Origin of the sequence: Pseudomonas sp. OIL-1, from assembly GCF_010669185.1 — a bacterium.
Lineage (GTDB): Bacteria > Pseudomonadota > Gammaproteobacteria > Pseudomonadales > Pseudomonadaceae > Halopseudomonas > Halopseudomonas profundi.
The window spans coordinates 3,512,852-3,535,736 of sequence record NZ_CP048629.1 but is presented as its reverse complement, the minus strand read 5'-3'; the positions used below and the strand labels follow the sequence as shown (position 1 = coordinate 3,535,736).

The following is a 22,885-nucleotide window of genomic DNA, read 5'->3' as shown; positions in this document are numbered from 1 at the left end:
CAGGGACGATGGGGAGACGGAATGCGATGTTAACGGGTGCCACATCACTTGATCTTGTCAGGGATGAGCTCTTTGCCAGCATGGGCGAAGCAGAAGATCTGCTACAGCAATTTCTTGAGGACAGACACAATGGCAGCTTGTTGCAACAGGCTATCGAAAGCCTGCAACAACTGCGCGGTACCTTTGAACTGATCGAACTGAACGGCGCCACCGTTCTGCTGACAGAAATGGTCGCCCTGGCCACCGATGTGCCAGAGCACGACGGCACCGAGCGCAACGCTCCGCTCTCTTCTCTGTGTGATAGCCTTTTCCTGTTGGAACGCTACCTCGAACAGTGCCGCCAGCAGGGATTCGAACGCCCTGAGCTGCTGTTGCCGGCAATCAACGAGCTCCGCAAACATCGTATTGACGCCGGTCCGCTTCCTGAAAGCTTCTTCTATCAATTGGATATTGCCAGCCTCAACCCGAAGCTTCGTCCGGGCTCGGATGAGGGGATCGAGCCGCGTGCCTTCAACCGGCTGCGCCAGATGTATCAGCTCGGGTTGCTGGCGCTTATTCGCGATGATGGCATCGCTGCCGCAACGCCATTGATGAAGCGCGCGCTGCAACGTTGGGAGAGTTATCTGAACAGTCCGGTCGCTACGCTTTGCTGGGTTGCGACAGCCGCGCTGGACGCGGTAGAAGAAACGCCTCTGCACCTGACCAACCCACGCAAGTGCTTGTTCGCGCAGGTCGATCGTGAAGTCAAGAAGCGTAGCGGGGCACACCCATCGGGTGATCTCCAACCTCCGCGCCAGTTGTTGGGCGAGTTGCTGTATCTGGTGGCGCTTGCCGGCGATTGCAGTCCCCGTTGCGCGGAGGTGAAAGCCGCCTTTGCACTGCCCGATCCCGGTTATACCGAGCGGGAGATTCTGCAGGCATTTGATCGTTTGCGTGGTCCCGGGGTGGATGTGATGCGCTCCGTCGCTGAGGCGCTTCGAGAGGAAATTGCCGCCATCAAGGATCTGCTCGACCTGCTCGCGCGCAATGCTGGCGACCCGGAGCAATCTCTTGAAACGCTGAAACTATCGCTTCAACGGCTCTGGAAAACCTTCAGAATGCTTGAGATAGAGGCGATTTCCTCGTATGTCGAGAGCGCATCCGGAAAGTTGGATACATGGCGCATGGGCGATAACGCGCTGCTGGAAGAGGTAGCCGATGCCGTACTTCAGGCTGAGACAGCGGTTGATCGCCTGGACGGTGACGGTGAAGCGGACAGTGCGGCTGGATCCGAAGAGACTGACGAGCCACTCGCGTTGAAGGAAGCACGCATCGTTCTCATAGAAGAGTCGCAGGCCGGGCTGGCGCTGGCCAAGCGGGCGGTAACAGCCTATATGGAATCAGGTCATGACGTCATGCATCTGATGAACGTGCCGGATTCGCTTGAAACAGTCCGCGGCGGGCTTATCTTCCTGGGTATGAGTCGCGCTGCCAATGTGATTCGCCTGGCGGGATGTTTTATCAAGGAAAACATGCTTGACCGGAAACTGCTTCCGCATCCGCAGCAGCTTGAAGTGTTGGCTGATGCGCTGACCGGCATTGAATTTTATCTCGAGTCGGCCGAACGTTGTTCTGTGACCACTGCAGATGTGCTTGCGTTGGCTGAAGACAGTCTCGCCGAGTTGGGCTTCAATATAACCGAGGTGTAATAGCTGTATGCATAGACCAGGCAGTCGTTTTGTTCCGGCCAGCAGTGCCGGGGAGTCGTGCGCTGATGGTCTGGTAATCGTTTATCACCAGCAAAGCTTCGCCATGCTCGACGGCCGGTTATTGCTTGACCCGGATATGGCGCGCTATCTGGGTGATCCTGACCTGGATCTGCTGCTCGGCTTTTATGATGGCAAGCCGTGCCGGTTGCTGCGTCTGGAGCAACCCGTCGAGCTTCCCGGTCTTAGCTGGCATGGCCTGCGCGGGCTGATTGGCCAGGTTGATGACGATACGTTCCGTATGTTGGGGCTGGCGCAACAGTTGGATGCCTGGCATGACACGCACCGTTTCTGCGGTCGCTGTGGGCAGCCGATGCAGGCGCGGGTGGAGGAGCGAGCCATGCAGTGCAGTGCCTGTGGGCTACGGCAGTATCCCAAGCTCGCCCCGTGCATTATTGTTCTGATTACCCGGGGCGACGAAGTGCTGCTGGCCCGGTCGCCGCATTTTCGCGCTGGTTTTTTCAGTACCCTGGCCGGATTTATCGAGCCGGGAGAATCTGCCGAAGAGTGTTTGCACCGAGAGGTGAAGGAAGAGGTCAACCTGGAGGTGGATCAGCTGGAATACCTGGGCAGCCAGAACTGGCCATTCCCCAACTCGCTGATGCTGGGCTTTCATGCATGCTACGCCGGCGGCGAGATCGTACCCCAGCCAGGTGAAATTGAAGAAGCGCACTGGTGGAACGTCGATCAGCTACCAGCGATACCACCACGGGGCACTATTTCTCGCTGGCTTATTGATTGTTATCTGGCACGTCGACAAGGACAACCGTTACCGTCAGTACCAGCGTAAGCAGGACACGGGCACGCAAGGAGTAGCATGCAATATCTGGGATTGGCCGCTTTGCTGGGAAGCGTTGGCCTCGTGTTGTTGACAGTCATGGCGCGCATTGGTTGGCGCCTGGACTGGTTGCTCGAATGGCTTAAGGGCTGTTTTCTTTTGATTCTCCTCGCGCTGTCAGTCGTGCTGGGGCTGGCAGCCTGGGAATTGCAGCAATTCCGACCCATCGAGGAGCAAGGGTCGGTTGCGGTATTGGAGCTCACCGAAGCGGCGCCTCAGCGTTATGACGCCACCCTGGTGGCAAATGGCGTGAAGCGCCAGTTGCAACTGGAGGGTGATACCTGGGAGCTACAGGTTCAGGTGCTGCGTTGGACGGGCCTGGGCAAGGCGCTGGGGCTTTCCGATGGCTATCGTCTGGCTCGTCTGAATGGGCGCTATGTTGCGTTGGAGAAGCAGCGAGGCCGCAATGCAGCAATCGCGGGGCGATTATATGGCACGCCGCAATGGCGCGATCTGTGGCTCTGGCTGGATGGGCTCGACAACCCGCAGTTTGTTGAAGCTGATGCCTTTGTTGTGCGGTATATGCCCATGGCGCATGGGGCGCGGTTTGCTATTGATCTGGGCCCCGGCGGAGTGAAACCGGCGGCGTTGAATCCTGCCGCACTCCATGCGTTGAAGCCCGCCGGTTAACGGAGCCGGGTTTTCACCCGGCCCGCCTCGATCAGGACAGCATGCCGCCGTCTACGTTGATTGCTGTTCCGGTGGTATAGCTTGATGCGTCACTGACCAGGTACAGCACAGTGCCCGCCATTTCGCTCGGGTCGGCTGCGCGGCGCAGCGGGATACGTTGCAGCGCGCCTTTCAGTATCGAATCGTTGGAAGTCAGCGCCGAAGCAAACTTGGTGTCGGTCAGTCCAGGCAATAGGGCGTTGCAGCGGATTCCGAACTGAGCACATTCCTTGGCGAAAACCTTGGTCATATTGATGACGGCGGCTTTGGTGATCGAATAGATTCCCTGCATTTCTCCGGGCACCACGCCATTGACGGAGGCCACATTCAGGATCGCGCCGCCGCCATGGGCGCGCATCAGTTTGCCCGCTTCGACCGACATGAAGAAATAACCACGAATGTTCACATCCACGGTTTTCTGAAAAGCGCCGAGATCGGTATCCAGCACATTGCCGAAGTAAGGGTTGGTCGCTGCATTGTTGACGAGAATATCCAGCTTGCCGAACTGATTGCGGACGGTTTCGATCGTCTCGCTGATTTGCTCCATTTCACCGATATGGCATGCGATGGCGCTGGCCTTGCCGCCCGCCGCCACAATGGCATCGGCAACAGCCTGGCAACCTTCGATTTTACGGCTGGATACGATAACGTGCGCGCCTTGCTGGGCGAGAAGCTTGGCGATTGCTTCGCCGATGCCTCGGCTGGCCCCGGTGACTAACGCGATTTTGCCGTCAAGATCGAATAGCTGAGTCTTCTGCATGAGATGGTCCTTGTGATGAAAGCGGGTGCCTGGCCTGGAGCGCCCTGGCGACAAAGTAATCTAAAGGAGCGCGGGGCGCGCAACAACCTCAAACGCTTGTTTGAAAGGGCTTATCAGTTGGAGTGTTGACGCGCGATTGCTCGTATCAATGAAACGCTGATGAGCTGCTCGCGGGGTTGCGTAAAGCGGGCGGCTGCAAAACAGGCTAAAGCCATACGTGATAAGCAAAAAAACCGGAGCGCCAGGCTCCGGTTTTTTTGTCAGCAATCAGCTTCAGGCGGGGAATAGCTCGCTTAGCTTCAGCGCCAGCATCATGTCGCCTTCGGCGCGCAGCTTGCCAGCCATGAAAGCCTGCATGCCATCGGTTTCGCCGCTGATGACGCCGGACAATGTTTCGCTGTCCATGATCAGGGTCACGTCAGGTGCGGTAGCGTCGCCTTTTTCAGCGTTGTAAGTGCCGTCCTTGACGGTTACAAAGAAGTTGTCGTCGTCCTCGATATTGAACTGGAACACCAGATCAAGGCCCTTCGCGGCGGCCGGGTTGAACTTGGAATCCATGCTGCTGATGATGTCTGAAACAGTAGCCATTAGCCTGTCCTTTCTTGGTTGAAGCGACGGTCCCATGATCGTCGCCGAGGGTTATCTGAAGGTGACCCACTCCGAGCGCTTATGCACGTCAAGATGCGCCTGGCTGTTGAAGGACGCCAGACTCAGTTGATCCTTGCGGTACTGCAGTCGACTGACCGAGGTATTCACTATCTGCCAGTTGAGTTCGAAGGCGCTGGTCGCGGGCATGCTGGTAATCATCTGCAAGGTAGCGGTGATAGTGCCGCCCGAGGTAAATATCGCGATGTTCTGACCACGTCCGGCAGCGGCGAGAACACGCTGCAGGCCACCTTGTACGCGTTCGACAAAATCTGACCAGGGTTCGCAATCGTCGGGGTGGTTGGTGTCGGTAATCCAGTGAGTAATCACCTGGCTGAAGATACGCTGGAACTCTTTGCGATGCTGGCCGGCGTTCTGAACGTAGTGCAGTGCATCGGGCTGGGTTTCCAGTACGCGGGGCAAGTATGTCGCCATGACCCGGTCCGACTGGTACTCGTTGAAAGCCGGCTCGATATCGATCTGCCGGGTCTGCGTGCCAGGCATCTCCTCCAGCGCATGTTTGCCGGTGTCGATCTGGCGGATCATTTCACCGGCGATACAGCGATCAAACGTCACCCCGAGATCGTCCAGGTAGCGTCCCAGCAGCTGCGACTGCTTGATGCCTACAGGTGACAGGACGTCATAGTTTTCAGCGCCGAGGGACGCCTGGCCATGCCTGATCAGATAAATATCGCCCACGTGTAAAAGCCTTTAAGTTGGATGAATCCGAGGTTATGGATAGCTGCGAACGCTGTCAACCAGAATCATACGATCGTTTGAATTCGGCTGCGGACCGTTACGTACCGACGGCTTGGTACATCCTGTATGCTTGGTTGCAACTATTTACGTGCTGGAGTGATGTTTGTGGAATGGCTAGCTGAATACGCCCTGTTTCTGGCGAAAGCCTTCACCATTGTGGTGGCAATCTTTCTGATATTGATGATGCTGGCTGCATTGAAAGGTAAATCACGTCGTGGCGAAGGTGTGCTCACCGTCAACCGACTCAATGAACAGCTGGCCCGGTCTACTGAACGGCTAGGGAGTGCGGTGCTGGACAAGGCCGCGTTCAAGTCAATGCAGAAGGCGCGCAAACTCGCCGAGAAAGGGCGGGCCAAGGGGGATTCCGCTCGCGACAAGGTTTTCGTACTGAATTTCGACGGTGATATCAAGGCGACCGCGCTGGAAAATCTGCGGCATGAGGTAACAGCGGTGCTTGAGCTGGCTACGCCGAAAGATGAGGTTGTGGTCAAGATCGAAAGCGGCGGCGGAATGGTGCATGCCTACGGCCTGGCAGCGTCGCAGCTGGTTCGGGTGCGCGACGCGGGTGTGCCTCTTACCATATGCGTGGACAAGGTGGCGGCAAGCGGTGGTTACATGATGGCCTGTATCGGCGACCGCATACTGGCCGCGCCCTTTGCCATGCTGGGCTCGATTGGCGTGGTCGCACAGATCCCGAATTTCAACAAGTTGCTGCGCAAGCATGACGTTGACTACGAGATGCTCACCGCCGGCGAGTACAAGCGTACGTTGACCATTTTCGGTGAAAACACCGACAAGGGCAGGGAGAAATTTCAGGAGGATCTGGAAAGCATCCACCGTTTATTCAAGGATTTTGTCGGTCGGTATCGACCGATACTCGATATAGAGTCGGTGGCTACCGGTGAGGTCTGGTTCGGGCTCGAAGCCCTGGAGAACGCCCTCGCCGACGAACTGAAAACCAGCGACGAATATATCAGCCAGCGCATTCGCGTCGCTGACGTGTTCGAGGTTCATTATGCGGTGCGCAAACGCATGCAGGATAAACTGGCGTCAGGGCTCGCGGCTTCGTTGGATCGGTTGGTGCTGACCTGGGCGTCGCGCTTTCATAATCAGCGTTTCTGGTAGGAGGCAGTATGTCTGAATTCAAGGCTTTGGTAGTAAGCGAGGAGGGCGGTCGGTATATGTCCCGCGTGCAGTCGCGTCATATTGATGACCTGCCGCAAGGCGAGGTGCTTATTCGCGTCAAGTATTCTTCCCTGAATTACAAGGACGCATTGTCGGCGTCTGGTAACAAGGGCGTGACCCGTCAATATCCGCATACACCGGGTATCGATGCCGCCGGCGTAGTTGAGGCCAGCTCCGCCAGCGAGTTAGCCATCGGCGACGAGGTCATAATTACCGGTTACGACTTGGGCATGGGTACTTCGGGGGGCTTTGGCCAATACATTCGGGTTCCTTCTGCCTGGGTGCTCAAACGTCCCACGGCCCTGAGTCTGCGAGAGAGCATGTTGCTGGGCACCGCCGGTCTCACTGCCGCGCTATGCATCGACAAGCTGGAGCAGGCCGGCGTGCAACCTGGTCAGGGTCCGATCCTGGTCACTGGCGCAACAGGCGGCGTGGGCAGTATCGCAGTGGCGATGCTTGCAAGCCTTGGCTACGAAGTCGCTGCCGCCACCGGGAAAGCGCTGCAGAGCGAGTTTCTCAAGGGGCTGGGCGCGTCGCAGATCATTGACCGCACTGCGCTGGAAGCGGGCGGCGAGAAGCCGATGCTCAAAGAGCAGTGGGCGGGTGCGGTGGATACCGTGGGCGGTGAGATTCTGTTTAATGTGGTCAAGTCGCTGCGCTACGGTGCCAGCGTAGCCTGTTGCGGACTGACAGCGGGTACTGGCTTCAGCGGCAATGTGCTGCCCTTCATCCTGCGTAATGTGAATCTGCTGGGGATCGATTCGGTGGAACAACCGCTGGTCGCCAAGGCTTCGATGTGGGATCGGTTATCCCTGCAGTGGAAAGTTGATCTCGAGACGCTGGCGCAGGAGGTATCGCTGGAGCAACTGCCGGAGCAGATCGAACGTATTTTGGCGGGGCGGATGGTAGGCAGAGTGTTGGTCAATCTGGACTGATCGGATCACGCCCGCCTGTCGATCCCGCGGCGACGCCGCGGGATCGACAGGCCCGAATTTAGCGGCGGCGACGGAACAGCGGCAGCGGTTCGTCGGTGGCAGCCTGATAGGTAACCGAAAAGTCCTTCAGGCTTTCAAGGGCCTCGTAGGGATCGCGGTCAGCGCGTAGGGCAAACGCATCGAAGCCGCAGCGTTTCATGTAGAACAGCTGGTCACGTAGCACGTCGCCAATAGCGCGCACTTCTCCCTGGTACTTATAGCGTTCACGCAACAGGCGGGCGCTGGAATAATGCCGGCCATCGCTGAATACCGGGAAATTCAACGCTACGACCTGAAAGTGCTGCAGGTCATCGGCGATGAGCTCTACCTCTTCGTCAGCCTCCAGCCACACCCCCAGCCCACCGTCGCGGGCTAGCAGGGCGTGAGAATGCTCCTGCCACAGGGGCAGGGGCACTAGCAGGTCATCGGAATTGGACAGGTCCCCGAGCGTTACGTCCTTAGGCAGCAGGTGCCAGGTTTCGTCGATGACCTGGTCGCCCTTAATGATCCGCTGCATAGACTTTCTCCTTGAAAGGGGCCATGCCGATACGCTCGTAGGTGTCGATGAAGCGCTCTTCAGGGGTGCGGTTTTCAATATAGACATCAATCACCTTCTGAATCACGGTGGGCATCTGCTCGGCGGCGAAGGATGGGCCAAGGATCTTGCCGATGGATGCATCGCGACCACTGCGGCCGCCCAGTGAAACCTGATAGAACTCCTGACCTTTCTTGTCTACCCCGAGAATCCCGATATGGCCAACGTGGTGATGGCCGCAGGCGTTCATGCAGCCTGAAATGTTCAGCTCCAGCTCACCGATATCGTGCAGGTAATCCAGATCGTCGAAGGTGCGCTGGATGGCTTCGGCGATCGGGATGGATTTGGCGTTGGCCAGCGAGCAGAAGTCGCCGCCCGGGCAGCAGATAATATCCGTCAGCAAGCCGATGTTCGGCGACGCAAAGCCCAGCTCGCGGCATTTCTGCCAGAGTTCAGGCAGATCGCGCTGCTGCACATAGGGGAGCACCAGATTCTGGTAATGGGTCGAGCGAATCTCGCCCAGGCTATACCGATCCGCCAGATCGGCCGCCGCCTCCAGCTGCTCAGCGGTGATATCTCCAGGCGAAACAGCGGTCGGCTTGAGTGACAGCGTAACGGCAGCGTAGCCGGGCGCTCTATGCGGATGCACGTTGCGCATTGCCCAGTTATCGAACGCCTTGTCAGTCCGGCGCTTCTCCAGATATGACGCATCGTCGCCAGCGAAGGCCTGATATTCAGGCTGCTGGAAATACTGGCTTACGCGATCAACTTCCTCCTGAGTCAAGGTGGCTCCTGAGTCCTTCATGCTGGCCCATTCGGCTTCAACCTTTTCGGCGAAGACTTCAGGCGTGAGCGCCTTGACCAGAATCTTGATACGCGCCTTGAACTTGTTATCGCGACGGCCATAGCGGTTATAGACCCGCAGGATGGATTCGAGATAGGTCAGCAGATGCTGCCAGGGCAGAAAGGAGCGGATGACCGCACCAACCATTGGCGTACGACCGAGACCACCGCCGGCCAGCACTTCGAAGCCGAGCTCGCCGGCTTCGTTACGTATGGCATTGAGGCCGATGTCATGCACGCCAACCGCAGCACGGTCTTCGCGGGCACCGTTGATAGCGATCTTGAACTTGCGCGGCAGGAAAGCGAATTCAGGATGGAAAGTAGACCATTCCCGTACGATTTCACACCAGGGCCGAGGATCGATGACTTCATCGGCGGCAACGCCAGCAAACTGGTCCGTGGTGGTGTTGCGGATGCAATTGCCGCTGGTCTGGATAGCGTGCATCTGGACGGTTGCCAGTTCAGCCAGAATATCTGGCACATCTTCGAGTTCAGGCCAGTTCAGCTGGATATTCTGCCGGGTGGTTATATGCGCATAGCCTTTGTCGTAGCGGCGGGTTACGTAGGCGAGCTTGCGCAAACGTGCCGAGGACAGCACGCCGTACGGAACGGCCAGGCGCAGCATCGGAGCGTACCGCTGAATGTAGAGCCCGTTTTGCAGGCGCAGGGGCAGCATCTCAGCTTCGCTCAGCTCGCCATCGAGGTAGCGGCGGATTTGATCGCGGAACTGCTTTACGCGGTCCTCAACGATCCGTTGATCATATTCGTCGTAAATGTACATGTCACAACCTGTTCGTGGGACGTCTGCACGCCCCTGATCTAAGGATGGCTTCGCCCCTGCAGGGCTCTGAAGCGGGCAGACGATAGCAGTTTTCCGTTATGCACAAAAGGAATGTTTATCTATATGTTTAGATCGAAACCGCATTATCTCCTGCGGTATCTTGTACTTGAGTGCGTGATGGGCTTAACTGCGTAGGGTAAGTAAGGTACATGCCGCGCGCAACAATAATAAGACATTACGGGGACAGCTTATGACCGAACACAAGGATTCATCCGACTCTCATCACGCCGACAGCCATCTTGATGCGTTTGCCGCCGTTGCCCTTATCCTGGTGGCCGTACTCACTGCTGTGTTCTGGGTGAGTCAGCAGTAGATACTACTCTGGCCTGACCGGGTGCACCGCAAATAAGAGGATTCAGACCCCTGCGAAGTGCAGCACCAGGCTCACCACACCGAGGATGACCAGAACAAATACCACCAGGAAAGCAATGCCGAGTCCGATAAAATGACTCGGCTTGCCCTTGGTGAAGTCGCGTTCCCGGGCCTTGCTGCTCTGAACGCCCAATGCACCGAATAGCACACTGCTCAAGGTTTCACGAAAGCGCATTGTTCTGGGTTCATCGTCAGGTTGTTGTTCTTTTTTGGCCATGACTACCTCGTCATCTGATTGCTTCGGCGTGCGCCGTCCTGACATCCATCCTGCCTCATATGCGGATCTCTGCCCAGTGCCGGCGGCGCCACATCACCGCGAAGATGACTGATGTCATCGCTCGGTACAGGCTCTGCATCAGCCATATGGTCAGCAGCCCGCCACCAAGTACCGGGCCGGCAAGGTAGGCGCATGGCAGAAATATCAGCCACTGGCTTCCCAGATTCACCCCCATGACGGTACGACTCGCCCCGGCCCCGAGTAGCGCCTGGGTCAGGACCAGAGCAGTGGCATCCAGCGCCATGCCAAGCCCGGTGATGCGCAGCGGCCACTCGCCCAGCGCCAGCAGATGTGGATCCCGGGTGAAGAGGCCGAGTACCTGTTCCGGCATCACCCAGAACGGCATGCCCATGATAAAGAGTGCGCAAGCTGCTACGCGCACGACGTCCCATCCCCAGCGGTAGGCTTCTTCGGGCTCGCGTTCGCCCAAGCTATGGCTGACCAGCGTAGTGGCTGCCATTCCCATGCCTACGCCCGGAAGGATCAGGAATAACGCCAGGTTGATGAGTATGTGAGCGATCGCCAGTTCGGGCGTTCCCACCTGTCCGATGATCCAGAAGAGAATGGTGATGCCTGTCGCAAAAAAGAACTGCTGAAGCGAATTGGGGATCGACAGTCTGAGCATGGCCCGCAATCCGCGGCCGCGTGGGCGTGTGCGCAGAAAGCCGTGGTCGCGCCCGGATTGCCAGGTAATCAACATGTAGAGCAGGGAGCCAAGGAACATGGCTATGCAGGTTCCGAGCCCTGATCCGGCAGCGCCCATCTCCGGAAGACCGAACTTGCCAAAGATCAGACCGTAGCTGATCACTACGTTGCACAGATGCATCACAACGAGTATCTGCAAATATCGGCCGGACCGCCGGATACCGTTCCAGTAACCACGAAACGCAAAATTGGCCCCCACTGCGATAATCGCCAGGGTGCGCCACTGGAAGTACTCCGTGCCAATATCAATAACGGCGAGGTCTTCAGACAAAAAGCCGATAATCCGGCCCGCGTTGAGCCAACACAACAGCGTCAGCGGCACCGCCAGCAGTGCGGCAATCAACAGCCCTTCGTTGAGCGGGCGTGCAAGGTTGCCGGTGTCGCCTTCGCCGCCACGTCGCGCGACCATCGCCTGAACCCCGGCGCCAAGACCCATGACCAAGGCAATGGACATGAAGGTGGCGTAACTGCCGAGCCCTACGCCGGCCAGCGCTTCACTGCCGAGCGTACCGACCATGGCAGCATCGACCAGATTCAGCAGGCTTTGGCTGAGCATGCCGCCCATGATGGGCAGGCCAATCAAACCAATGCTCTTGAGGCGGTCGGGGCTGGGAAGAATGCGAACTCGGGAATTTCTCAAAATTACGGCGTACCAGTAAACGATGGCTTGTCAGCTGCCCACGCCGAAGACGCTGATGATGGACACATGGCTGTCTGAATATAACAAAGATGCTGCCGCCTCTGCATGGCTGCCGGTTTGGAGCCTTGTAATCGTACGCGTGTCGGGCGCGGGCATGCCCGACAATCAAGCAGTGCTAGCTAACCAGCAGCTGTGCCACCAGCTTGCGGGTTCGCTCCTGTCTGTCTGTCCAGGAGCCGCTGACTTCAACCAGAGGCTGTTGGTGGTGGCGTAGCCAGTCCCTGCAATCCCGATAGAAGGCGTGCCGTTGTGCAAGTTCAGGCTGGCAGCGCTGGCCATCGGCTGTCCAGGGCACTCCCTCTGGCGAGAGCAGCAGGTACTGGTCATAGCGACGTTCCAGCAGCCGTGCCTCCAGCCACTCGGGGCATTCGTTGAACAGCGTCTTGCTCCAGAGCAGATTGCTCAGCAGGTTGGTATCCAGGATGAGTAGTTCAGGCTGCCGTTGGCGTGCCGCATCCTCCTGCACTAGCTGACGACATGCAATAACCGGGACATCGGCATAACAGGTATCGCGCTTTTCGGTGTCTATGAACTCGCGAACATATTCTCCAATCAGTAATCCACCGAACCGACGATGCAGGTCGTTCGCCAGCCAGCTTTTGCCGGTCGACTCCGGACCGGCAAGGACCACTACGCGCATTGTGTGACGACCATCGAAGCGCGCCATTGGCGCCAGCCCATAACAGCCAGCAACACGAATACCACGTAGAGTGCGGTAGTCAGATAGAAGCCCTGATGGAAAAACAACGCTACGTACATCAGGTCCAGGACGATCCACAGGATCCAGCACTGCAGGCGCTTGAGCGCCATCCCCAGCTGCGCTAACAGACTGAACGCGGTCAGCGATGCGTCGAGGCGTGGGAAGACCGCGTCCGTATAGCCGGCCATCAGGGCGCCGAGCGCAAGGCTCGCCACAGCTGCCAGCACAACGCCTATGGCGATTTCAGCTGGCCTGGCCGAGCTAACTTCCAGCCTTGTGTTCGGTTCGCCGCCATGGGTCCACTGCCACCAGCCATACAGCTGCAGCGCTGCATACACAGCATGCAGCAGTACCTGGGAATACAAGCCGGTACTCTGGAAGAACCAGGCGTATAGCACGACCATGCACAGCCCGACCGGCCAGCAGAGTGGGTTCTGTCGAACCGTCAGCCATACCGAGAGCGTGCCGAGCAATGCGGCGGCGATTTCAAGTGGCGTCATGGGGGGCGCTAAGGGCGAGAACGGTGACGCAGCGCAGACGGCTGCGCCACCGTTTCCTTCCGCTGTTATACGTCGTAACCGAGATTCGGCATCAACCAGCGTTCGGTGACTTCGACGTCCTGGCCCTTGCGCTGGCTATAACTCTCGACCTGATCCTTGTCGATCTTGCCGACCGCAAAATACTGCGCTTTGGGGTGGGCAAAGTACCAGCCGCTGACCGCAGCGGTCGGGAACATGGCGAAATGTTCAGTCAGAGTCACGCCGGACTCGCCCTTCGGATCCAGCAGCTCGAACAGCGCTGCCTTTTCGGTGTGATCGGGGCAGGCGGGGTAGCCAGGGGCCGGACGGATACCCTTGTACTGCTCCTTGATCAGCTCCTCATTGCTCAGCTGCTCCTCTGGATCGTAACCCCAATGCTCCCTGCGGACCTGCTGGTGCAACCATTCAGCGCAGGCCTCGGCCAGGCGGTCAGTGAGCGCCTTGACCATGATCGCGTTGTAATCGTCACCAGCGTCCTGATAAGCCTTGGACACTTCCTCGGCACCAATGCCCGCCGTGGTGATGAATCCACCCACATAATCCGTCAGGCCGCTTTCCTTCGGCGCGACAAAGTCCGCGAGCGAGAAGTTGGGCTTGCCATCGGTCTTCTCGATCTGCTGGCGCAGATGATGCAGTCGCTTGATAGGTTGTCCGGCTTCGTCGTACAGCTCGATATCGTCATGGTCGATCTGGTTGGCTGGCCAGAAGCCGAAGACCGCCCGGGCACGAACCAGCTTTTCATCGATGAGCTTGTTGAGAATATTCTGGGCGTCATTGAACAGGGACGTGGCTGCTTCGCCGACGACCTCGTCCTCGAAAATGCGCGGATATTTGCCGGCCAGATCCCAGGAAATGAAGAACGGCGTCCAGTCGATGTAATCAACCAGCACCCTGAGATCAATATCATCCAGAACCCGGGCGCCGGTAAAGGTTGGCTTGACCGGAGCGTAGCTGTCCCAGTCGAATTGCGGAGCGGCGGCAACGGCAGCCTTGTAGGTCAGGCGTTTGGTGCGGGCAGAGCGGTTAGCGGTGCGCTCACGGATGACGGCGTAGTCTTCCCGCGTTTTGGCCGCAAAGCCTGGTTTCAGCTCTTTGGAGAGCAGCGTGGTGGCGACGCCCACTGCGCGCGATGCATCGGTGACGTAAACCACCGCATCGTTCTTGTAGTGCGGATCGATCTTGACGGCGGTGTGCGCCTTGGAGGTGGTGGCACCGCCGATCATCAACGGCAGGGTAAAGCCCTGGCGCTGCATCTCGCGGGCGACATGAACCATTTCATCCAGCGAGGGCGTAATCAGGCCGGACAGGCCGATGATGTCGCATTTTTCCTCGATGGCGGTTTTCAGGATCTTGTCCGCGGGCACCATGACGCCCAGATCCACTACGTCGTAGCCATTGCAACCCAGCACCACGCCGACAATGTTCTTGCCGATGTCGTGCACGTCGCCCTTGACCGTGGCCATCAGGATCTTGCCCTTGGCCTCGGGCTTGTCGCCTTTTTCGGCTTCGATAAAGGGAATCAGATGCGCGACCGCCTGTTTCATCACGCGGGCGGATTTAACCACCTGCGGCAGGAACATCTTGCCCGAGCCGAACAGATCGCCAACCACATTCATGCCGGACATCAGCGGGCCTTCGATCACTTCGATCGGGCGGGCGCACTGCTGGCGAGCTTCTTCGGTATCGGCAACGATATGCGTGGTGATGCCCTTGACCAGCGAGTGCGACAAGCGCTCATTTACGTCCCAGCTACGCCACTCTTCGCTTTCCGCTTCCTTTACGCTGCCGTCACCCTTGTACTCATCGGCGATGTTCAACAGGGCTTCGGTGCCACCCTCGGAGCGATTAAGCACGACGTCCTCGACAATATCCCGCAGCTTGGGAGGAATCTCGTCGTAGATCTCCAGCTGACCGGCATTGACGATACCCATGGTCAGGCCGGCTTTGATCGCGTGGAACAGAAACACCGAGTGAATGGCTTCACGCACCGGGTTGTTGCCCCGGAACGAGAACGACACGTTGGATACGCCGCCGGAGGTGAGGGCGTAGGGGAGGTGGTCCCGGATATAACGACAGGCATCGATGAAATCGACAGCGTAGTTGTTGTGCTCCTCGATACCTGTGGCGATGGCGAAAATATTCGGGTCAAAGATGATGTCTTCAGCCGGGAAGCCGACCTCGTTGACCAGGATGTCGTAGGAGCGCTTGCAGATCTCGCGTTTGCGCTCAGCGGTATCAGCCTGACCTTTTTCGTCGAAGGCCATGACGATCACTGCGGCTCCGTAGCGTTTGCACAACCGAGCATGCTCACGGAACTGCTCTTCGCCTTCCTTCATCGAGATGGAGTTGACGATACCCTTGCCCTGGATGCATTTCAGGCCAGCTTCAATGATGTCCCATTTCGAGGAATCGATCATGATCGGCACGCGGGAGATGTCCGGCTCGCCGGCAATCAGATTGAGGAAGGTCACCATGGCCTTCTTCGAATCCAGCATGCCCTCATCCATATTGATGTCGATAACCTGCGCACCTGCCTCGACCTGCTGCAGGGCAACTTCCAGCGCCTCGGTGTAGTTCTCGTCGCGGATCAGGCGGGCAAACTTGGCCGAGCCGGTTATGTTGGTGCGTTCGCCCACGTTCACGAACAGCGATTCGCGGGTGATGGTAAAGGGCTCCAGGCCAGAGAGGCGGCAGGCCTTCGGAATATCCGGGATCTGGCGCGGCGGATACTTGGCCACGGCCTCGGCAATCGCCTTGATGTGTTCCGGTGTCGTACCGCAGCAACCACCAACGATATTCAGAAAGCCCGCTGCGGCAAATTCTTCGACAATCTCGGCCATCTCGGCGGCCGATTCGTCGTACTCGCCGAACTCGTTGGGTAGACCCGCATTAGGGTGTGCTGAAATGTGTGTGTCAGCCTTGTCGGACAGTTCTTCCAGATAGGGGCGCAGTTCCTTGGCACCCAGCGCACAGTTCAGGCCGACCGACAGTGGGTTGGCGTGGCGTACCGAGTTCCAGAAGGCCTCGGTGGTCTGGCCTGAGAGTGTCCGGCCAGAGGCATCGGTGATGGTGCCGGAAATCATGATCGGCAGTTCCACACCCAGGTCTTCAAAGGTCTGCTGAACGGCGAATATCGCCGCCTTGGCATTCAGCGTGTCGAAAATGGTTTCGATCAGGATCAGGTCAGCGCCACCCTCTACCAACCCGCGCGTGGCTTCGCTGTAATTCTCGACCAGCTCGTCAAAGGTGACGTTGCGGTAGCCGGGGTTGTTGACGTCAGGTGACAGCGAGCAGGTTCGGCTGGTCGGCCCCAGGACCCCGGCGACAAAGCGGGGGCGGTCCGGTGTTTCTGCGGTCTTCGCATCGCAGACGCGGCGAGCCAGTCGTGCGCCTTCCAGGTTAAGCTCGTACGCCAGCTCCTGCATGCCGTAATCGGCCTGGGACACCCGCGTTGAGTTGAAAGTGTTGGTCTCGATGATATCCGCGCCGGCATCGAGATACGCTTTCTCCATCGCGCCAATGGCATCGGGCCGCGTCAGGATCAACAGGTCATTATTGCCCTTGAGGTCGGTCGGCCAATCGGCAAAGCGTTCGCCGCGGAAATCAGCCTCTTCGAGTCGATAGCTCTGGATCATGGTTCCCATGCCACCGTCGAGAATCAGGATGCGCTGGCGCAGCGCCTCATGCAGGGCGGTTAATCGAGCGTTCAGATCAAGCATTGGGACTCCGGGATGACATACTGGAAAGCCGGCTAGTCTAACAGATGCGCCTGCAACACTGTATGGCCGCGGCGGGCGGGCTCATTCGTCATGCCTGGAAATACCCTACCAAAACAGTGGGACTTTATCCGGTCAGCCATCTCCCGTACACTATCGCCATTGAACCCATTGCGTATGAGGCATTTCATGGCAGGCATTACTCTTACCTCCGCAGCTGAAGCCTATCTGGCCGAGCTGCTGGCAAAACAGGATACCGCCGGTATTGGTATCCGGGTATTCATTACCCAGCCGGGTACTCCCTATGCGGAGACCTGCATCGCCTACTGCAAGCCGGGTGAGGAAAAGCCGGAGGATCGCCTGCTCCAGCTCGATTCATTCGGGGTCTGGATCGATACGATCAGTGAGCCCTTCCTGGAAGATGCGGTGGTGGATTACGCCACCGACCGTATGGGTGGGCAGCTGACCATCAAGGCGCCGAATGCCAAGGTGCCCATGGTCAATGACAACAGCCCGCTCAATGATCGCATCAACTATCTGTTGCAGACCGAGATCAATCCGGGTCTGGCCAGTCACGGCGGGGAGGTCAAGCTGGTCGACGTGGTAGAAGGTGGCGTAGCCATTTTGCAGTTTGGTGGCGGTTGTCAGGGCTGCGGGATGGTCGACGTGACGCTCAAGGAGGGTATCGAGAAGACCCTGGTGGCCCGTATTCCAGAGCTGACTGCAGTGCGTGACGTGACGGACCACACTGTCACCGAGAATGCCTACTACTGATCGGTTGATCGTCGACTACTGAAAATGTCGCAGTAACGCGGTATCCTCTGCTGGTGGCGTAGGGCCATAAAGCTGATTGATTTGACGAGGGCAATATGGCCGGAGTGTTGGATACCGTAGACCAGAGGACACGCCTGGTAGGCGAGAATCGTCTGGAGATTCTTCTGTTCAGACTGGCCGGGCCGCAGCTGTTTGCGCTTAACGTGTTCAAGATCCGTGAAGTGCTGCAGTTGCCACGGCTGACTCAGATGCCCAAGCGTCATCCGCATGTGCTCGGTGTTATTCATTTGCGCGGGCAGGCGATTCCGGTGATCGATCTCTCGGCCGCCATTGGTATGCGGGCGCAGACGGTCACCGCCGAAAGCACCATCATTGTCACCGAATACAACCAGTCGGTTCAGGCTTTTCTGGTCGGCTCGGTCGATCGCATCATGAATCTGAACTGGGACACCGTGCTGCCGCCGCCCCGTGGCGCGGGTCGCGCTCATTACCTCACTGCCATTACGCGTCTCGAAAACCAGCGTCTGGTTGAAATCATCGACGTGGAAAAGGTGCTGGCGGAAATCGTACCCTTCAATACGCGCGTCAGCGACGAGCTTCTGGATGACGAGTTGCTCAACAAGGCCCGGGGCCGTGAAGTATTGCTGGTCGATGACTCCCCGACAGGCATGAACCAGTTGCGCGAAACACTTTCCCAGCTGGAGCTGCAGATGCATGTGCAGACTGATGGTTTACGTGCACTCCGCCAGTTGCAGGCCTGGGCCGACGAGGGCGGCAATGTCAATGATCGGCTTCTGATGGTTATCACCGATGCAGAGATGCCGGAAATGGATGGTTATCGCCTGACCGCCGAGATCCGCAAGGATCCGCGCCTCAAGGACCTTTTCGTGGTGCTGCATACGTCGCTTTCCGGAACCTTCAACAAGGCGATGGTTGAAAAGGTCGGTTGTGACGGCTTCCTTTCCAAGTTTCAGCCCGACCAGCTTGTCGAAGTGGTTCGCGAGCGACTGAAACGCCTGCCTGACTGAGGGACTCCTTTCGATATGGCTCGGACGCAGCTTCATATGGGTGCCGAGCCGCCACTCCTGCTATTGGCTCACCGAGCCGGAAAATTGAGCATATGCTCGTCGTTGTTCATGACGGGCTGCTCGATTCCCAGTTTGTCCCCATAAATCACCGCATAGCTCAGCACGCTTTGAACGTACTGGCGCGTCTCGTCGAAGGGAATGTTCTCTATCCAGATGTCCGCCGGCAGCTTGTCGACGCCGCGCGTCCATTGGCGCACGCGGCCGGGGCCGGCGTTGTAGGCCGCTGAAGCCAACACGCGGTTGCCCTGGAACTGCTCATGCAACTGCGCCAGATACGCCGTACCCAGCGCAATATTGCGCTCGGGCATGAGTACATCGTTGGGGTTGTTGAGCGCGATGCCAAAGCGCCGCGCTGTTTCCCTGGCTGTGCCAGGCATTAGCTGCATCAGACCGATCGCGCCAGCATGCGAGCGCGCGTCCTCCATGAAGCCGCTTTCCTGACGGGTTATGGCATACACCCAGGTTGGATTGAGCTGCCGTGCGCGGGCCTGCTGGGTTATTGGTTGCTGGTAGGCAAGGGGGAAGCGGATATCCAGATCGTCCCAGTGCTGCGCCTGACTGATGCCGCGAATAGCCGGGAAGTGCCAGCCCAGATCGCGAGCCATGGCTGCCTGTGCGATGAGTTCTTCACGGCTGAAGGTCCGCCCTGCGTGATACCACTCCCGCCGGGCATTGACTATCTGACCGCGGGCGAGGAATTCGCGCGCACGACGAATACCTGCCGTCTGGCTTACACGAGCATGGGCGCGGGGTTCAACCTCGGCGGGCTTATGATTCAGAGCGTAGGGCTTGCGGCTGCGTTCCGCTGCGATAAACCCGTAGAAATCGCGCTCATCGGCCAGTTCGGCGTACTCGCCAGCCATATCGCGTTCAGGGAATGCCAGCTGGGCGCTGCGGGCGCGCCAGTAGCGCCAACGGTTCTGTTGCTGTAGCGATTCCGGCATCGCCTGGGTAAGGGCGTGCGCCTGGCGCCACTGGCCAGTGCGCAGGGCCAGGCGAATGCGCCATTCGCTGACCTGGTCATCCGCCATCGATGGATCGTTGGCGGCCATGAAAGGTAATGCCTGAGGATCATGCCGCTTGGCCAGGCGCACGCCAATGTCACGGGTAATCGCCAGCCGGTCTTCTTCCGCGAAGGGCAAGTCGCGGTAGAAGGGCCACAACGCCATTGCGGCTGCTGGATCGTCCCTCGCCATGCGGCGCAGGGCTACGGTGACGATGTCCGTCAACCGATTGCTCGGCTGGCCGACGGCTGGCCTGAAGCGCGTAGTATCACTGAGGCGGGCAGGTTTGGTCGCAGCTTCGATAAAACGCTCAGCCAATAATGTCTGGCTGGGAAGATAACGCACCAGATAGCGCGCCAGCGCGTCCTGACGATAAAGCAAAGCCTGCCGCAGGCGCTGCCAGGCAACATCTTCAGTCAAGCCTCCGGCGGCCCGCCACTTTTCGAAGAGCGGGTCGCAGGCGTCTGGCTGCGAATGGCCAACTGTCCACAGTTCAGTAGCTCTCTGTCTGGCGAGCGAGGCATCACCCTCGCGCCACATCTGTAGCGTGAGCTGGCAGTCCAGCTCGGTGCTTTGGCTATCTGTATCGTAGTGCTTGCGCAACAGGTCCCATTTTCCCGTCTTGGCCAGACGCTGCAGCCACTTGTTCTTTATGCCCTGCGCTGCTGGCAGGTCGCCTTGCGTTACCAGAAATGCCTGGACCTCGTGATCCGCCGGCGCATCCTGTTGCTTTATTTCCTCAAGCAAAAGATAGGCATAAAGGGGGTAATCGCGCAGACCTTGTTTGAGCTGCAAATAGCGGCTGTGCTGGCCCTGTTTGAGCGCTTTCATGGCCTGGTCATAACTCTGTCGCTGACTTTCGAGTCGGCTGTCTGCGACGGCTTCGGTAATAAAAAAACCTTGGAAAATCAAAACTAAAGCGGAGAATCTTGTCAGCCTTTGTAGGACGTTACAGCGCATCATGAATCCTGGCCGGAAGGGCAGTCAGAGGAAGTACGAACGGGAAACTACGATGTCTGACAGCTTAGCCTGTTGCTCTGGGTCGGCATAGGGTCGGGCGCGGGAATAAGCGATGCAGCAGACTAGCGGGAAGGGTAGAATGCCCCTCAATACAAGTTAAGGATCCTCTGAAAATACCTGCGCTCTGCCAAGCGGCGCTGGAATCGCTCAAAAACCGCCTGCTGTCCAGCCCTTCCGTTTGGGCGAGTCCGGTCCGCCTGTGTTCGATTTCGCTCCCCTGGCTTCATGTTGCTCGGTTTTCAGCGCTCCGCAAAAGGTGTGATATGGCGCTGCTCTCGTTTACTGATGTATCTCTGGCCTATGGCCTCAACCCCCTCTTGCAAAAGGTCAGCTTTCAGCTGGAGCGCGGCGAGCGCGCCTGCCTGATTGGTCGCAACGGCGCCGGCAAGTCCAGTCTGTTCAAGCTGGTCAACGGTGAACAGTCCGCCGATGAAGGCGAGATCTGGTATGCGCCAGGCCTGAAGATCGGCCAGTTGCCGCAGGAGCTGCCCGAGGCTGGCGAGCTGTTGGTATACGATGTGGTGGCTGCAGGGTTGACGGGTGTCGGCGAACTGCTTGCTGAGTATCATCATCTGGTACATGGCGAGATGGGCGAAGCCGAGCTGGAGCGTCTGGAAAAAGTGCAGGGTCGCCTCGAAGCCAAGGATGGATGGCGGCTGAATCAGCTGGTAGAAACGACCCTCACGCGCCTCGGGCTGCCGGCGGAAAAGCGCATGTCCGAGCTGTCGGGCGGCTGGCGTCGCCGGGTGCTGTTGGCTCAGGCACTGGTGGCGGAGCCGGACGTCCTGTTGCTCGACGAGCCAACCAACCATCTGGATATCCATACCATTGCCTGGCTTGAGCAGGTGTTGCTCGATTTCCGCGGTGCGGTCCTGTTTATTACTCACGATCGGCAGTTTCTCCAGGCGCTGGCGACCCGGATCATGGAGCTGGACCGCGGCCAGTTGATCGATTGGCAGGGCAATTACACCAGCTTTCTCGAACACAAGGAGCAGCAGCTGGCTGCCGAAGCCAGCGCCAATGCGCTGTTTGACAAACGTCTGGCGCAGGAAGAAGTCTGGATTCGCCAGGGCATCAAGGCACGGCGGACCCGTAACGAAGGTCGTGTTCGCGCACTCAAGGCCATGCGTGATGAGCGTGCCCAGCGTGTCGAGCGCCAGGGGCGCGCCAGTTTCCAGCTGGAAACTGCAGACTCGTCAGGCAAGCGTGTTATCGAAGTGGAGAACGTCTCCTTTGCGTATCCGGGACAGCGACCGCTGATCCGCGACCTGAGTACGGTGGTGTTGCGCGGTGACCGTATCGGTCTGATTGGTAACAACGGCTCGGGCAAGAGTACTTTGCTCAGGTTGCTGTTGGGCCAGCTCGAGCCCACCAGCGGCACAGTCAAGCACGGCACTCGTCTGGAGGTGGCTTATTTCGACCAGCTCCGTGGGCAGCTCGATCTTGAGCGTTCGGTTATCGACAATATTTCTGAAGGGCGCGATTTCATCGAGATCAACGGCGAGCGCCGGCACATCATCAGCTATCTGGGCGATTTCCTGTTTTCGCCCGAACGTTCCCGGACCCCCGTCAAAGCGCTGTCCGGTGGTGAGCGAGCGCGGCTGCTGTTGGCACGGCTGTTCAGCAAGCCAGCCAACATGCTGGTGCTTGACGAGCCAACCAATGATCTTGACGTGGAAACGCTTGAGCTTCTCGAAGAAGTGCTTGCCGGGTTCGATGGTACGGTTCTGATCGTGAGCCACGACCGGGTCTTCCTGGACAACGTGGTGACCAGCAGTCTGGTTTTCGAGGGCAAAGGTAAGGTGCGGGAATACGTCGGCGGTTATGCCGATTGGCTACGCCAGGGCGGCAAGATCGAAGCATTGGCCGAGTGGGGCGATGATGCTGCGACCCAAGCAGCCATGGAAGCTGAGCAGGAGTTCGCGCCGGCACCAGTTCAGGCTACTGCGCCAGCGCAAAAACCCAAGCTTAGCTACAAGTTACAGCGAGAACTTGCTGCATTGCCCGAACTGCTTGAGCGCCTGGAAAGCGAGCTGGAAGCGATTCAGCAACAGGTTAATGCCCCTGATTTTTATCAGCAGCCACACGAGCAGACCGCTCCCGTCATCGACGCGCTGGCGGCCAAACAGGCGGAACTGGATGGCGCATTGGAACGCTGGGCTGAGCTGGATGACTTGCAAGGTTGAGGAGTAGCGC

At 58.4% G+C, this 22,885-nt stretch carries 20 protein-coding genes; 9 read left to right on the top strand and 11 right to left on the bottom strand.

Annotated elements, in window-relative coordinates:
* Positions 1–26: 26 nt before the first annotated feature.
* From G3M63_RS16395 to G3M63_RS16385, 3 genes are read left to right on the top strand one after another with little or no spacing between them, the layout of a single operon-like run.
* On the top strand, positions 27–1,688 hold the full coding sequence (locus G3M63_RS16395) for a ferrous iron transporter B (protein WP_163983797.1): 1,662 nt from the start codon (positions 27–29) through the stop codon (positions 1,686–1,688).
* Between the two features lie 7 nt (positions 1,689–1,695).
* Entirely contained in the window at positions 1,696–2,535 is an 840-nt protein-coding gene (nudC, locus tag G3M63_RS16390; RefSeq protein ID WP_163983796.1) for an NAD(+) diphosphatase, read from the top strand.
* 27 nt (positions 2,536–2,562) lie between these two features.
* A complete protein-coding gene (locus G3M63_RS16385) occupies positions 2,563–3,213 on the top strand; it encodes a hypothetical protein (protein WP_163983795.1) in 651 nt (216 codons plus the stop codon).
* Between the two features lie 31 nt (positions 3,214–3,244).
* Here G3M63_RS16385 and G3M63_RS16380 read toward each other — a convergent pair whose 3' ends face one another.
* The 3 genes from G3M63_RS16380 to G3M63_RS16370 form a co-directional block, all read right to left on the bottom strand.
* Positions 3,245–4,012: an SDR family oxidoreductase gene (locus G3M63_RS16380; protein WP_163983794.1), complete on the bottom strand. Its 768-nt coding sequence runs from the start codon at positions 4,010–4,012 to the stop codon at positions 3,245–3,247.
* A 273-nt stretch (positions 4,013–4,285) separates the two neighbouring features.
* Positions 4,286–4,600, bottom strand: coding sequence for an SCP2 sterol-binding domain-containing protein (locus tag G3M63_RS16375; RefSeq protein ID WP_150298994.1), 315 nt, complete (start codon positions 4,598–4,600; stop codon positions 4,286–4,288).
* Between the two features lie 51 nt (positions 4,601–4,651).
* On the bottom strand, positions 4,652–5,356 hold the full coding sequence (locus G3M63_RS16370; protein WP_163983793.1) for a histidine phosphatase family protein: 705 nt from the start codon (positions 5,354–5,356) through the stop codon (positions 4,652–4,654).
* Positions 5,357–5,521: 165 nt separating this feature from the next.
* On the opposite strand from G3M63_RS16370, the gene sohB reads away from it, so the two are divergent.
* Positions 5,522–6,541 (top strand): protease SohB, encoded by a 1,020-nt coding sequence (gene sohB / locus G3M63_RS16365; protein WP_163983792.1) that lies wholly within the window; start codon positions 5,522–5,524, stop codon positions 6,539–6,541.
* A gap of 8 nt (positions 6,542–6,549) precedes the next feature.
* A complete protein-coding gene (locus tag G3M63_RS16360) occupies positions 6,550–7,536 on the top strand; it encodes a YhdH/YhfP family quinone oxidoreductase (protein WP_163983791.1) in 987 nt (328 codons plus the stop codon).
* Positions 7,537–7,594: 58 nt separating this feature from the next.
* Here the strand turns inward: G3M63_RS16360 and G3M63_RS16355 are convergent, their stop codons facing one another.
* On the bottom strand, positions 7,595–8,092 hold the full coding sequence (locus G3M63_RS16355) for a DUF934 domain-containing protein (RefSeq protein WP_150298990.1): 498 nt from the start codon (positions 8,090–8,092) through the stop codon (positions 7,595–7,597).
* Entirely contained in the window at positions 8,076–9,734 is a 1,659-nt protein-coding gene (locus tag G3M63_RS16350; protein WP_150298989.1) for a nitrite/sulfite reductase, read from the bottom strand. Before G3M63_RS16350 ends, G3M63_RS16355 begins: the two co-directional genes overlap by 17 nt.
* A 250-nt stretch (positions 9,735–9,984) precedes the next feature.
* Between G3M63_RS16350 and G3M63_RS19590 the strand changes: the two genes are divergently transcribed.
* Positions 9,985–10,107, top strand: a complete 123-nt coding sequence (locus tag G3M63_RS19590; RefSeq protein WP_256669852.1) for a hypothetical protein — start codon at positions 9,985–9,987, stop codon at positions 10,105–10,107.
* A 42-nt stretch (positions 10,108–10,149) separates the two neighbouring features.
* Here the strand turns inward: G3M63_RS19590 and G3M63_RS16345 are convergent, their stop codons facing one another.
* The 5 genes from G3M63_RS16345 to metH all read right to left on the bottom strand — a co-directional run bounded on the left by G3M63_RS16345 (position 10,150) and on the right by metH (position 16,806).
* Positions 10,150–10,383 (bottom strand): DUF2970 domain-containing protein, encoded by a 234-nt coding sequence (locus G3M63_RS16345; RefSeq protein WP_150298988.1) that lies wholly within the window; start codon positions 10,381–10,383, stop codon positions 10,150–10,152.
* A gap of 55 nt (positions 10,384–10,438) precedes the next feature.
* Positions 10,439–11,731 (bottom strand): MATE family efflux transporter, encoded by a 1,293-nt coding sequence (locus G3M63_RS16340; RefSeq protein ID WP_256669851.1) that lies wholly within the window; start codon positions 11,729–11,731, stop codon positions 10,439–10,441.
* A 232-nt stretch (positions 11,732–11,963) separates the two neighbouring features.
* Entirely contained in the window at positions 11,964–12,488 is a 525-nt protein-coding gene (locus G3M63_RS16335; RefSeq protein WP_163983790.1) for an AAA family ATPase, read from the bottom strand.
* Positions 12,479–13,048, bottom strand: a complete 570-nt coding sequence (pnuC, locus tag G3M63_RS16330; RefSeq protein ID WP_163983789.1) for a nicotinamide riboside transporter PnuC — start codon at positions 13,046–13,048, stop codon at positions 12,479–12,481. The genes G3M63_RS16335 and pnuC overlap by 10 nt, the downstream gene beginning before the upstream one ends.
* A 65-nt stretch (positions 13,049–13,113) precedes the next feature.
* Entirely contained in the window at positions 13,114–16,806 is a 3,693-nt protein-coding gene (gene metH / locus G3M63_RS16325; protein WP_163983788.1) for a methionine synthase, read from the bottom strand.
* 186 nt (positions 16,807–16,992) lie between these two features.
* On the opposite strand from metH, the gene nfuA reads away from it, so the two are divergent.
* Positions 16,993–17,577 carry a Fe-S biogenesis protein NfuA gene (nfuA, locus tag G3M63_RS16320; RefSeq protein WP_150298984.1) on the top strand — a complete coding sequence of 195 codons (585 nt, stop codon included), beginning with the start codon at positions 16,993–16,995 and terminating at the stop codon, positions 17,575–17,577.
* Between the two features lie 95 nt (positions 17,578–17,672).
* Entirely contained in the window at positions 17,673–18,605 is a 933-nt protein-coding gene (locus G3M63_RS16315; RefSeq protein WP_150298983.1) for a chemotaxis protein CheV, read from the top strand.
* A 68-nt stretch (positions 18,606–18,673) separates the two neighbouring features.
* Here the strand turns inward: G3M63_RS16315 and G3M63_RS16310 are convergent, their stop codons facing one another.
* Positions 18,674–20,629, bottom strand: a complete 1,956-nt coding sequence (locus G3M63_RS16310) for a transglycosylase SLT domain-containing protein (protein ID WP_163983787.1) — start codon at positions 20,627–20,629, stop codon at positions 18,674–18,676.
* A gap of 323 nt (positions 20,630–20,952) precedes the next feature.
* On the opposite strand from G3M63_RS16310, the gene G3M63_RS16305 reads away from it, so the two are divergent.
* On the top strand, positions 20,953–22,875 hold the full coding sequence (locus tag G3M63_RS16305; protein WP_163983786.1) for an ATP-binding cassette domain-containing protein: 1,923 nt from the start codon (positions 20,953–20,955) through the stop codon (positions 22,873–22,875).
* Positions 22,876–22,885: the final 10 nt, after the last annotated feature.